Origin of the sequence: Streptomyces sp. NPDC050625, assembly GCF_040654755.1 — a bacterium.
Classification (GTDB): Bacteria; Actinomycetota; Actinomycetes; order Streptomycetales; family Streptomycetaceae; genus Streptomyces.
Map to the genome: position 1 here is coordinate 134847 of NZ_JBFAIQ010000023.1, position 11013 is coordinate 145859.

Annotated in this window: 11 protein-coding genes and 2 pseudogenes; 8 read left to right on the plus strand and 5 right to left on the minus strand. The window is 66.7% G+C overall.

The annotated features are described in order from the left end of the window. Positions 1–26 precede the first annotated feature (26 nt). The 5 genes from AB0I54_RS35905 (at position 27) to AB0I54_RS35925 (ending at position 4107) form a co-directional block, all read left to right on the plus strand. Positions 27–890 (plus strand): 3-hydroxybutyryl-CoA dehydrogenase, encoded by an 864-nt coding sequence (locus AB0I54_RS35905; RefSeq protein WP_363300446.1) that lies wholly within the window; start codon positions 27–29, stop codon positions 888–890. After that, complete coding sequence (locus AB0I54_RS35910) at positions 887–2059, plus strand: acyl-CoA dehydrogenase family protein (protein WP_363300447.1); 1173 nt, start codon at positions 887–889, stop codon at positions 2057–2059. Before AB0I54_RS35905 ends, AB0I54_RS35910 begins: the two co-directional genes overlap by 4 nt. Before the next feature lie 10 nt (positions 2060–2069). After that, complete coding sequence (locus AB0I54_RS35915) at positions 2070–2879, plus strand: fumarylacetoacetate hydrolase family protein (protein ID WP_363300448.1); 810 nt, start codon at positions 2070–2072, stop codon at positions 2877–2879. Positions 2880–3073: 194 nt separating this feature from the next. Then, complete coding sequence (locus tag AB0I54_RS35920; protein WP_363300449.1) at positions 3074–3556, plus strand: helix-turn-helix domain-containing protein; 483 nt, start codon at positions 3074–3076, stop codon at positions 3554–3556. 23 nt (positions 3557–3579) lie between these two features. Continuing rightward, on the plus strand, positions 3580–4107 hold the full coding sequence (locus AB0I54_RS35925) for a transposase (RefSeq protein WP_363300450.1): 528 nt from the start codon (positions 3580–3582) through the stop codon (positions 4105–4107). A gap of 77 nt (positions 4108–4184) precedes the next feature. Here AB0I54_RS35925 and AB0I54_RS35930 read toward each other — a convergent pair whose 3' ends face one another. Next, a complete protein-coding gene (locus tag AB0I54_RS35930; protein ID WP_363300451.1) occupies positions 4185–4949 on the minus strand; it encodes a FadR/GntR family transcriptional regulator in 765 nt (254 codons plus the stop codon). 52 nt (positions 4950–5001) lie between these two features. Beyond that, positions 5002–6453, minus strand: coding sequence for an MFS transporter (locus tag AB0I54_RS35935; RefSeq protein ID WP_363300452.1), 1452 nt, complete (start codon positions 6451–6453; stop codon positions 5002–5004). Between the two features lie 101 nt (positions 6454–6554). On the opposite strand from AB0I54_RS35935, the gene AB0I54_RS35940 reads away from it, so the two are divergent. Then, positions 6555–7109, plus strand: a complete 555-nt coding sequence (locus AB0I54_RS35940; RefSeq protein WP_363300453.1) for a cysteine hydrolase — start codon at positions 6555–6557, stop codon at positions 7107–7109. A 30-nt stretch (positions 7110–7139) separates the two neighbouring features. Here AB0I54_RS35940 and AB0I54_RS35945 read toward each other — a convergent pair whose 3' ends face one another. Continuing rightward, on the minus strand, positions 7140–7907 hold the full coding sequence (locus AB0I54_RS35945; RefSeq protein WP_363300454.1) for an IclR family transcriptional regulator: 768 nt from the start codon (positions 7905–7907) through the stop codon (positions 7140–7142). A gap of 108 nt (positions 7908–8015) precedes the next feature. Between AB0I54_RS35945 and AB0I54_RS35950 the strand changes: the two genes are divergently transcribed. Together AB0I54_RS35950 and dmpG are read left to right on the plus strand one after the other, a co-directional pair. Next, on the plus strand, positions 8016–8963 hold the full coding sequence (locus AB0I54_RS35950) for an acetaldehyde dehydrogenase (acetylating) (RefSeq protein ID WP_363300455.1): 948 nt from the start codon (positions 8016–8018) through the stop codon (positions 8961–8963). Beyond that, positions 8960–9985, plus strand: a complete 1026-nt coding sequence (gene dmpG / locus AB0I54_RS35955; RefSeq protein ID WP_363300456.1) for a 4-hydroxy-2-oxovalerate aldolase — start codon at positions 8960–8962, stop codon at positions 9983–9985. The genes AB0I54_RS35950 and dmpG overlap by 4 nt, the downstream gene beginning before the upstream one ends. 700 nt (positions 9986–10685) lie before the next feature. Here dmpG and AB0I54_RS35960 read toward each other — a convergent pair. After that, a pseudogene (locus AB0I54_RS35960) lies at positions 10686–10799 on the minus strand (transposase); the annotation flags it as partial. After that, positions 10783–11013: pseudogene (locus tag AB0I54_RS35965) on the minus strand (IS110 family transposase); the annotation flags it as partial. The pseudogenes AB0I54_RS35965 and AB0I54_RS35960, both read right to left, overlap by 17 nt.

The following is an 11013-nucleotide window of genomic DNA, read 5'->3' on the forward strand; positions in this document are numbered from 1 at the left end:
TGACCCACGTCCGGAGGGAGAAAGAAGTGATCCAGCTCGTTGGTGTGATCGGCGGCGGCCTCATGGGATCCGGTATCGCTGAGGTGTGTGCGCGCTCCGGCCTCGATGTCGTTGTGATCGAGGTCAGCCCCGAGGCGGCGCGGACCGCCGAGGCGCGGATTCGTGGCAGCCTCGAGAAGGCGCACTCGCGCGGCAAGCTGAGCGACGACGACCTCGCGGCGACCCTGGCGCGCATCGTGGTCACCGAGGACATCGTGGCGCTCGCCGACCGCGACCTCGTGGTGGAGGCGGCCTCGGAGCATGAGCAAACCAAGCTCGAGCTCTTCGCGAAGGTCGGCGCCCTGCTGGAGAAGGACGACGCGATCCTCGCCTCGAACACCTCCAGCATTCCGATCGTCAAGCTCGGCGCCGTCTCGGGCCGGACCGGCAACGTCCTCGGCGTCCACTTCTTCAACCCGGCCCCGGTCATGAAGCTCGTCGAGCTCATTCCGAGCCTCACCACGTCGATCGAGTCAATGGAGCGCATGCGCACGTTCGTGAGCGACGTCCTCGGCAAGAAGCCGATCGAGGCAACCGACCGCGCCGGCTTCGTCGTGAACAGCCTCCTCGTTCCCTATCTGCTGAGCGCGATCCGGATGTACGAGGCGGGATACGCCTCCGCTGCCGACATCGACCAGGGCATGACCCTCGGATGCGGTCACCCGATGGGCCCGCTCGCGCTGTCGGACCTCATCGGTCTCGACACGGTGCGTGCCATCGGCGTCTCGCTCTACGACGAGTTCAAGGAGCCGCTTTACTCCCCGCCGCCGATCCTCGAGCGGATGGTGGACGCCGGACTCCTCGGCAAGAAGAGCGGCCACGGCTTCTACCCCTATGAGGTTGCACGATGACCGACAACTACCCGATGTACGCCCTCTCCGAGGAGCAGCAGGACATCCGCGCTGCCATCCGTGAGATCTGTGACAACAAGATCGCTCCCGCCGCTGCTGCGGTCGACGAGGAGGCGCGTTACCCGCAGGAGGCGCACGACGCGCTGCTGGCGACGGGCTTCTACGCCCCGCACGTACCTGAGGCCTACGGCGGTGCCGGCGCTGACGCGCTGGCCACGGTGATCATCATCGAGGAGGTCGCCCGGGCCGACGTCTCGGCGTCCCTCATCCCGGCGGTCAACAAGCTCGGCTCGCTGCCGGTGCAGATCGGTGGCTCGGAGGAGCTGAAGGCGAAGTACCTTGGCAAGCTCGCGAACGGCGAGGGTGGCTTCTCCTACTGCCTGACCGAGCCGGACGCCGGGTCCGACGCTGCGAACCAGAAGACCCGGGCTGTCCGTGATGGCGACGAGTGGGTGCTCAACGGCACCAAGCGCTGGATCACCAATGCGGGGGAGTCGGAGTACTACACGGTCCTGGCGATGACCGACCCGGACAAGCGGTCGAAGGGCATCAGCGCCTTCGTCGTCGAGAAGTCCGACCCGGGTGTCTCCTTCGGTGCGAAGGAGAAGAAGACGGGCATCAAGGGTTCGCCGACGCGTGAGGTCTACTTCGACAACGTCCGTCTCCCGGTTGATCGCCTGATCGGTGCCGAGGGCAAGGGCTTCGAGTACGCCATGAAGACCCTTGACCACACCCGCATCACGATCGCCGCGCAGGCTGTGGGTGTCGCGCAGGGTGCGCTCGACTACGCGCTTGGCTACATCCAAGAGCGCAAGCAGTTCGGCAAGTCGATCGCGTCGTTCCAGGGCATCGAGTTCATGATCGCCGACATGGGCATGAAGATCGAGGCCGCCCGCCAGCTCACGTACGCCGCCGCCGGACGCTCCGAGCGTGGCGACAAGGACCTGACGTTCTTCGGTGCCGCGGCCAAGGCCTTCGCTTCGGATGTCGCCATGGAGGTCACCACCAACGCCGTGCAGCTGCTCGGTGGCTATGGCTTCAGCAACGAGTACCCCGTCGAGCGGATGATGCGTGACGCCAAGATCACCCAGATCTACGAGGGCACCAACCAGGTGCAGCGGATCGTGATGGCCCGCCAGCTGCTTGCCGGCATCCAGAAGGACCTCTGAGGAGACACCCATGAACAACACGAACCTCACCGCCGTGAGCGACACGAACCTGGCCCGGGCTGCGACGCGACTCCGGGTCGCAGCAGAGTCTGGAATTGCCGGCGTCCCGGTGCGGGACCTCATCGGCTCTGATGATGTCGAGGCGGCGTACGCCGTGCAGCGCATCAACATCGATGCGCGTCTCGCGGCCGGGGCCACGGTGGTCGGCCGCAAGATCGGACTCACCTCGGAGGCCGTGCAGAAGCAGATCGGTGTCGACCAGCCCGACTTTGGCGTCCTCCTTGGCGACATGGAGTTCGCGGACGGCGACCGTGTTCCGTTCGATGCGGTCCTCCAGCCGATGGCTGAGGCCGAGATCGCCTTCGTGCTCAAGGACGATCTCGCTGATGGCGTGCTCGATGCCGCGCGTGTGCGCGGTGCGATCGACTACGCCGTCGCTGCGATCGAAGTGTGCGGAAGCCGCGTGGCTGCGTGGGACGTCAGCTTCGCTGACACCGTTGCCGACAACGCCTCGTCGGGTGTCTTCGTGCTCGGCTTGGAGCGGCGCACGCTCGACGAGTTCGTTCCCGCCGAGGTCTCGATGTCCATGCACATCGACGGTGAGGAAGTGACCACGGGCACTGGCGCTGCGTGTCTCGGCGACCCGATCAATGCCGTCATCTGGCTGGCTGAGAAGGCCCGAGAGTTCGGCGAGCCCCTCCGTGCAGGGCAGGTCATCCTGTCGGGCGCCCTGGGGCCGATGCGGCCGATCATTCCCGGCGCCGAGGTCCAGGTCGTCATCAGCGGACTCGGCACGGTCACGGCGACTTTCCCCGCGTGACCCCCTGAACTGACCGAGGTACCTAGTGCTGGATTCCGCTTTGGCTGGGTATATGTCCTGGTGGCGGGGTAGTTGAAGGTGCTCGGGGCGGGTGCTGGGCGATGGTGTTACGGGCACGGCCGGGACGTCATGAGGACGAATGCGCTGTCGTTCGCCGATTGTCACGGGCGCGGAAAGCTCCACGCGATGCAGTGATGCGGGCGCGGATGATCGAGCTGAGCTGGTCGGGGTTGCGGGTGCCGGCGATCGCGGTGGAGCTGGGCTGCAGCCAGAAAAAAGTCCGGTGCTGGCTGCACCGCTTCAACCGCTCCGGCCTGCAAGGGCTGGAGGATCTGGGCGGGCAGGGCCGCAAACGCCGGATCACCGAGGAGGAACGCTCGAGGATCATCTCCCTGGTCAAGACCGTGCCGCCAGGGCGTCTGAGGTGGGAGCCCGTCGGGGAGCTGTGGGCCTTCGACGAGTCGGGGCCACCCGAGTGGACCTTGGATTCCCTCGCCGCGGCAGCACGGGCCGAAGGGATCGAGGTGGGCCGCTCACAGGTCCGCCGCGTCCTGCTCACCGAGGGCGTGCGCCGGCGCCGCACCCGGTCCTGGACGCGATCGAAGGATCCGGACTTCGCCCCAAAAGGACGCGGATCATCGGTTTCTATACCCATCCGCCCGAGTGCGCGACGGTGATCTGCGCCGACGAGCTGGGGCCAGTGATTCCACGGACCTTCCCGCCCGCACCCGCCTGGTCACCGGACGGACACCGGATCAAAGCGGAACTCGACTACAGCCGCGGACCGGAGAAGACCTGGGTCTACGGAGGTCTGCGGCCCTCCGACGGCCAGGCAGTCACGATGACCGCACCCTCCCGCAACAGCGCCTTCTACCAGCAGTTCCTGCACCTGCTCGAGGACGCCAACCCCGACGGGGAGATCTGGATCATCGCCGACAACCTGTCCAGTCACAACAGCGTGTCCACCCGGACCTGGCTGGAGGACCACCCCCGCATCCACCACGCCTTCATCCCCGTCGGCGCGTGCTGGCTCAACCTGCAAGAGGGCTGGTGGCGCATCTTCCGCAAAGCCGCCCTCGCCGGCCGCTCATTCGCCAACAGCAAGGGCATCGCATACGCCACTGCCCTGGCAACAAACCAGCTCAACTTCCGTGCCAACCCCTGGCTCTGGGGCAGACCCACACCGCCAACCCGACGATTACGGCGCCGATTTGTGTACACCCTTTGAGGAATCCAGCACTAGCCTCGGTCACGCCATCGTCGGCGGCCGGAAATGGTCGGCATCAACGGCCGCCGACGATGGCACTACTTCGTGAAGCGTGCGTCGATCGAAGCCCACTGGACAGGCATGCGGCTCAGGTCGTCGTAGACCTTGCGCCAGGACTCGCCGCCAACCGCGAGGTGGTCGGCCATCGCCTTCTCCGCGTCGTCGAGCGATCCGCTCCGCAGAGCTGCAGCGATCCGCTCGTGAGCGGCCAGCGCCTCGGACCGCATCTCGTCGGTGAAGTTTGCGGGGACCGCTCCGTACGCAAGGCCGCCCGCGACAGACTCGAGCGCGCCGACGATGAGCTCGAGAATGGCGCTCTGAGCGGCGGATGCGATGAGGTCGTGGAAGTTGAGGGTCTCTTCGCGGAAGATCTCGCGGTTGGAGAGGTTCGCCGCCATGCGCTCGATGCTCGCGTCCAGCTTGTCGAGGATCTCTGGCGTCATATGCTCGGCGGCCAGGCGCGCAAGCAGCGGCTCGAGAATCTCGCGGGCGTGGAACACCTCGGAGAAGGAGACCTTCTTGAACTGGAGGAGGAGCGTCAGCGCTTCGCCCAGGTCGGAGGCCTTCGGGTTGCGCACGATCGGGCCGCCGTCGCGTCCCGATCGGATCGTCAGTACGCCGCGGCTCTCGAGGAGTCGCAAGGCCTCGCGCAGCGTGCTGCGGCCGACCTGAAACGACTCGAGCATCGTGCTCTCGTTCGGCAGGCGCGTGCCCTCAGGGAGCTCCTCCGAGATGATCTGAGCGGTGATGGCACGAGCGACGATCTCGGACTGCTTGCGCGGTCGCTCGATGGACGGTGACATGCGGATCTCCCTAGGCCAGGTGTACGTCAAGGTCTGCGGCAAAGTGTGATCACTAATCATAGGGTCGAACTCTTTCCAAATGAGCCATATTACCGCGGGTTGGATAGCGTCGGTATTCTGGCTGGTTTCGGGTTCGGTCGCGGCTGATCAGCGAGCCGCACGCTGCTGTCGTGAGGCAGACGATGGCGAGGAACAAGAAGCCGTTCGTGTATCCAGCCTCGGATGAATAGCCGGAGGGCTGGAGGTGTGCGGCGAGGATCGTGGCCATGACTCCAGAGCCAACGGCGCCGCCGATCGTGCGGAGGTTGGCGTTGGTGCCGGTCGCTACGCCCGTTTGCTCCGGCGGAACGGCTGCAACGACAGCGTTGGCGAGGCACGTGAAGACGATTCCCGATCCCAATCCGGTAAGGGCCGTCGCGACTGCGACCTGCCACATCTCGTCGTGCAGCAGGGCGGCCGAGGCGAGGGCGCAGGCCGAGATCAAGCCGCCGGCGACAATGGCACCGCGACTCCCGATACGTCGGGCAATCCAGGGTGATACACCGCCTGCGACCGCGGACATCGCCGAGGCTGGCAGCAAGAGATAGCCGGCGACCACGACGGACACCCCGAAGCCGTACCCCGCCTCTGGCGGCGTCTGGTTGAACTGGGGGAAGAAGGGGAATGCGCCAAAGCTCGCCATTCCGGTCATGAGGGCGACGAGATTTGCGGTCCAGACTCCTCGCATCTTCATCAATCGGAGGTCGATCATCGGGACGCTCGCGCGCCATTCGACCCATCCCCATCCGGTGGCAAGCGCCGCGGTTGCTGCGGCAAATGCCAGCAATCGAGGCGATGTCCATCCCCAGCGGGGTGCATAGCTGACACCCAGGAGCAACGTGCTCAACCAGGCTGCAAGCAGAGCCGCGGGCAACAGGGGCAGGCGAACTGGCACGGTCTCCCGCGAGTTCGGAATCAGCTGCAGGACGGCCAACCAGGTCAGAGCGGTGAAGATCGCCGGCAGGAGGAAGAGCATGCGGAAGCCGAGGTGTGCCGTGATGATTCCGGCGACGACGATGCCAGTGGCGAATCCAGCGGAGATCATCGCGGACAACGCGGCGATCGCGCCGACGACCCGTTCCGCAGGCAACTCGTCGCGGACGATCGCGAACGCGAGCGGCACCATCCCGCCGCCGAGTCCCTGAATCGCCCGGGCGCCGATCATCATGCCGATGGATTGCGAGGCGGACGCCAGCAAGCAGCCGATGACCACTGCCGCCAGGCCGGCCAGCAGTACGCGCCGCTTCCCGAACGCGTCTCCGAGTCGTCCAAGGATCGGCGTCGCAATGGACGAGGTCAGCAGGAAAGCCGTGAGCGTCCACGTGGCTGATGTCTGTGTGGTCTGGAACTCGGCCTGGATCACGGGCAGTGTCGGTACGGAGGCAGCCTGCATCAGCGCGTAGGAGCAGACGCTGCAGGCGAGCAACGCGAACGTCGCCCGTGGTCCACGCCTGATCCAAGTCACCTACTTATTATATGCAGAGTAATTACAGTATGGGGAGTATCGCATCCAGCTGGGTGCGGACCCGCTCGGCGCACGGAGACGGCGCCTCTAGGAGGATGAACATGGCTACTGCTCTGCTGCTGATGGACTTCCAGGCGACCACGCTGGGTGCAGTTGGTGGGCACGAGTGCCCTGCGCTCGAGCGGGCGAGCGTCGCGGCCAATGCTGCGCGGGCGGCCGGGATCGACGTGATCTTCGTACGTGTCGCATGGCGCCCGGGTCTGCCCGAGGTGCGGCTCGACAACCCGGCATTCGCGGCTCTCGCGGAGTACGGCGAGGCATTCGACGAGAACGGGCCGGGCACTCAGGTGCACGCCAAGCTGGGCCGCCGGCCGGGGGAGCCGGTCGTCGTCAAGCGACGCATCAGTGCCTTTGCGAGTGACCTTGCCGAGGTGCTGCGCGGTCGCGGCATCGACCACCTCGTGTTGGGCGGCATCGTGACGAGTGGCGTGGTGGTCTCCACCGTCCGCTACGCCTGCGACCAGGACTACAAGCTGACGGTGCTCTCGGACGCCTGTGCCGATCCGGACCCGGTGCTGCACGACGCGCTGATGAACCGACTCTTCCCGCAGCAGGCGACCGTCATCTCGGTCGACGACTGGGCTGCCAAGCTTTGATCATTCACGGACTGGTCGGCGTGCGCGCTTTCACGCGTGGTGATCGCGACGGATCAGCATGCTGGCCAGTCCTGTGGATGTAGTGCGCACCGCTGATGCGTGTGCCTCGGGTCGGAAGCGGCCAATGGGGCCGGTCACACTGATGGCCGCCACGGCACGCGTGCCACTCGCGTCGAGCACCGGCGCTCCCACGCAGACGAGGCCGGGCGTCGATTCCTCGCGCTCCCAGGCGATGCCGTTTTCCAGGACTCCTTCGAGCTGTCGTGCCAGCAGGCCTGGGCTGACGATGGTGTGCGGTGTGCGGCGGGGGAGCGGGCTCGTCAGGACTGCCTGCTGCACCTCGGCGTCGGCATGTGCCAGCAGGACCTTGCCGATCGCGGTGCAGTGCATCGGCATGCGCCCTCCGGTTCGGGATGGGGTCCGTGCCTGCCGGTGGCCACCAATCTTGGCGACGTAGATGACCTCGCTGCCCTCGGCGATCCCGAGGTGGACAGTCTCGCGGGTCCGTTCGTAGAGATCCTGGAGAAACGGCATGGCGACTTCGAGCAGGCTCCGCTCGACGGATGCGCGCATGCCCAGTTCGAAGAGGCCGCCGCTCAGTCGGTAGCCATCGTCGGTCCGGTCCATCAGGCGCAACTCGACAAGGTCGCTGGCCAGTCGGTGCGCCGTCGTCTTTGCGATGCCTGCCCTGCGGGCGAGTTCTGAGAGGGAGAGGACCCGGTCCTCGGGGCCGAATGACCGCATCAGGGCGACCGCCTTGCCCAGAACGGTGTCGAGCGGGTCCTTACCGGAGTACATGACAAAAAGCGTACCGCTCAGCGGAACGAAACCATAGTCATCATATTCCCGATGATGTGAGACTCAGGTCACCAGAACATCACGTGCTGCCGCGGAAAGGGGCACAGCATGAAGAAGACCAAGGTCGCGATCATCGGATCCGGCAACATCGGCACGGACCTCATGATCAAGGTGCTCCGCTCGGAGCAGCTCGAGATGGCGGTCCTCGTGGGCATCGACCCGGAGTCGGACGGCCTGGCGCGTGCTCGCCGCAAGGACGTGTGTACGACGCACGAGGGAGTCGACGGCCTGATGGCGCAGGACGACTTTGATGAGATCGAGTTCGTCTTCGACGCCACGTCGGCTGGCGCCCACATTGCCAACGCCGAAAAGCTGATGCCTCACGGCAAGATCATGATCGACCTCACGCCCGCGGCCATCGGTCCGTACGTCGTGCCGGCGGTCAACATCGACGAGCACCTGACGGCTCAGAACGTCAACATGGTCACGTGCGGTGGCCAGGCCACCATCCCTGTCGTCGCTGCGATCAGCCGCGTCGTCCCGGTCGAGTACGCCGAGATCGTCGCGTCGATCTCTTCGCGCTCGGCAGGCCCGGGCACGCGCGCCAACATTGACGAGTTCACCGAGACCACGTCGGGTGCGATCGAGAAGGTCGGCGGTGCCAAGCGCGGCAAGGCGATCATCATCCTCAACCCGGCTGAGCCGCCACTGATCATGCGTGACACGGTCTTTGCTCTGGTCGACGCGCCCGACGAAGCCACCCATGACGCCATTCGCGAGTCGATCGCGGAGATGGTCGCCGACGTTGCCGCCTACGTCCCGGGCTACCGACTGAAGCAGGACGTGCAGATCAACGCGATCCCCACTGACCAGCCCGTCGAGACGCTGTCCACCGACGGCACGCGGGCCACACACCAGGTCTCGGTCTTCCTTGAGGTCGAGGGTGCCGCTGACTACCTCCCGGCGTACGCCGGCAACCTCGACATCATGACCTCGGCCGGCCTGCAGGTCGCCGAGCGCATCGCTGCGGCGAAGCTGGAAGGAGCCCTCGCATGAGCACCAAGATCCTTGTCCAGGACGTCACCCTGCGTGACGGCATGCACGCCGTCCGCCACCGCATCTCCCCGGTCGACGTCAAGCGCATAGTCGCGGCTCTCGACGAGGCCGGCGTCGACGCCATCGAGGTCGCCCACGGCGACGGCCTCTCTGGCGGCTCGGTGAACTACGGCCCTGGCTCGAACACCGACTGGGAGTGGATCGAGGCGGCTGCCTCCGTCATCAAGAACGCTCGCCTCACCACCCTGCTCCTGCCAGGCGTCGGTACGGTTCACGACCTCAAGCACGCCTACGACCTGGGCGTCCGCTCGGTGCGCATCGCTACCCACTGCACCGAGGCCGACGTCTCCGCACAGCACATCAATGCTGCCCGCGAGCTCGGCATGGACGTCTCCGGCTTCCTGATGCTCTCCCACATGTCCGAGCCCGAGAAGCTCGCGCAGCAGGCGAAGCTCATGGAGTCCTACGGTGCCCACTGCGTCTACGTCACCGACTCCGGCGGCCGCCTGACGATGAACGATGTGGCCGCCCGCGTCCGGGCCTACCGCGACGTCCTCGACGCCGGCACCGAGATCGGCATCCACGCCCACGAGAACCTCTCGATGTCGGTCGCCAACTCTGTCGTCGCGGTCGAGAACGGCGTCTACCGCGTCGACGCCTCGCTCGCCGGTCACGGCGCCGGTGCGGGCAACTGCCCGATCGAGCCGTTCATCGCGGTGGCCGATCTGATGGGCTTCGAGCACGGCTGCGACGTCTTCAAGCTGCAGGACGCTGCCGACGACATCGTCCGCCCGCTGCAGGACCGCCCGGTCCGCGTCGACCGCGAGACCCTCACCCTCGGCTACGCCGGTGTGTACTCGTCGTTCCTCCGTCACGCGGAGGCTGCGGCCGAGCGCTACGGCCTCGATGTTCGCTCGATCCTCATGGAGTGCGGCAAGCGTCGTCTGGTCGGCGGCCAGGAGGACATGATCGTCGACATTGCGCTCAACCTCGTCGCTGAGAAGACTGCTGCTGCGGTCTGATCCAGTCGACCGTCGGCGGCGGCCTCTTCCGATGCGCCGCTGACGGGCTCCGCCGCGTCCTGGCTCTCGTGCGCCCTTTCCCGGGGGCGAGTCGGTCGCTGGCAGTCGTCGTCGCCCCGCCCCTCGACCCGGTGGGGCGACGACGTACGGCGGAAGTTTCGAAATCACCCGGTTCCCCAGCGAAAGGGGAATCCAGCACTGATATGTGGGGCCGGTCTGTCAAGGGGCAGCCTTCAGCGGCGTCCGGCATCGGGGTCTCGGGCGCCGCTTGTGTGCATGGGGCCGGTCGGTGCCTGGTGGCGCGCGTGTCGGTCTCGACGCGTGGTCCATGCTGATATGCGCGGGTTGGTTGCCGCAGGACGGGCTGTTCGGCGGGAGCGTTTCCGGGGGTCTGGAGATCGAGCGTGGCGGCTGTCACCGCTGCTCATAGTGCTGCCGCGGGTCGCTCCTCACGCTGCCGCCATCAGGTCGCCGGCCGGTCTGTGGGCCCGTCTCAGTCGGGCAGGGTGGCCGGCGACCAGCACCAGCCGGCCAGCTCGCGGGCGATGGCCACGTTCGCCACCACCGGCCGCTTGTGGCGGGCGATGAAGGTCTTCCAGCGCTGGTTGAGCCGCTGGTTGCCCGGGTGTCCGCGGGCGCGCGCTGCGGCCGGTGCGCGTTGCCGGCGGGATTGGATCGTGGCCCCGGCCCGGTAGCGCTTGCGGTGGTGCCAGGCGGCTTCGGCCAGCAGTCTGCGGGCATGGGAGTTGCCGGTCTTGGTGATCGGTCCTTGCGAACGGGACTGGCCGCTGGAGGACTCACTCGGTACCAGCCCGGGGGTAGGCGCCGATGCTCGCGCCGGTGAACCGCTCCCAGTCGCCGATTTCCACGGCCAGGGCGAAGGCGGTGAGCGTGTCGGTTCCGCGCAGGCACCCGAGCCGGGCGACCACCGCGGACCACGGTGAGTCGGTGGCCATCGCGGCGATGGCCTTGTCGAGTCGGGCCCGGCGTCCCTCGGCCAGGACCACCGCCTCGTACGCGCTGTCGTA

What these genes read in the sequence shown, in the direction of transcription:
- AB0I54_RS35910 (WP_363300447.1), top strand. Translation starts at nt 887, where the DNA reads ATGACCGACAACTACCCGATGTACGCCCTCTCCGAGGAGCAGCAGGAC.
- AB0I54_RS35915 (WP_363300448.1), top strand. Translation starts at nt 2,070, where the DNA reads ATGAACAACACGAACCTCACCGCCGTGAGCGACACGAACCTGGCCCGG.
- AB0I54_RS35920 (WP_363300449.1), top strand. Translation starts at nt 3,074, where the DNA reads ATGCGGGCGCGGATGATCGAGCTGAGCTGGTCGGGGTTGCGGGTGCCG.
- AB0I54_RS35930 (WP_363300451.1), bottom strand. Translation starts at nt 4,949, where the DNA reads ATGTCACCGTCCATCGAGCGACCGCGCAAGCAGTCCGAGATCGTCGCT.
- AB0I54_RS35940 (WP_363300453.1), top strand. Translation starts at nt 6,555, where the DNA reads ATGGCTACTGCTCTGCTGCTGATGGACTTCCAGGCGACCACGCTGGGT.
- AB0I54_RS35945 (WP_363300454.1), bottom strand. Translation starts at nt 7,907, where the DNA reads ATGTACTCCGGTAAGGACCCGCTCGACACCGTTCTGGGCAAGGCGGTC.
- AB0I54_RS35950 (WP_363300455.1), top strand. Translation starts at nt 8,016, where the DNA reads ATGAAGAAGACCAAGGTCGCGATCATCGGATCCGGCAACATCGGCACG.
- dmpG (WP_363300456.1), top strand. Translation starts at nt 8,960, where the DNA reads ATGAGCACCAAGATCCTTGTCCAGGACGTCACCCTGCGTGACGGCATG.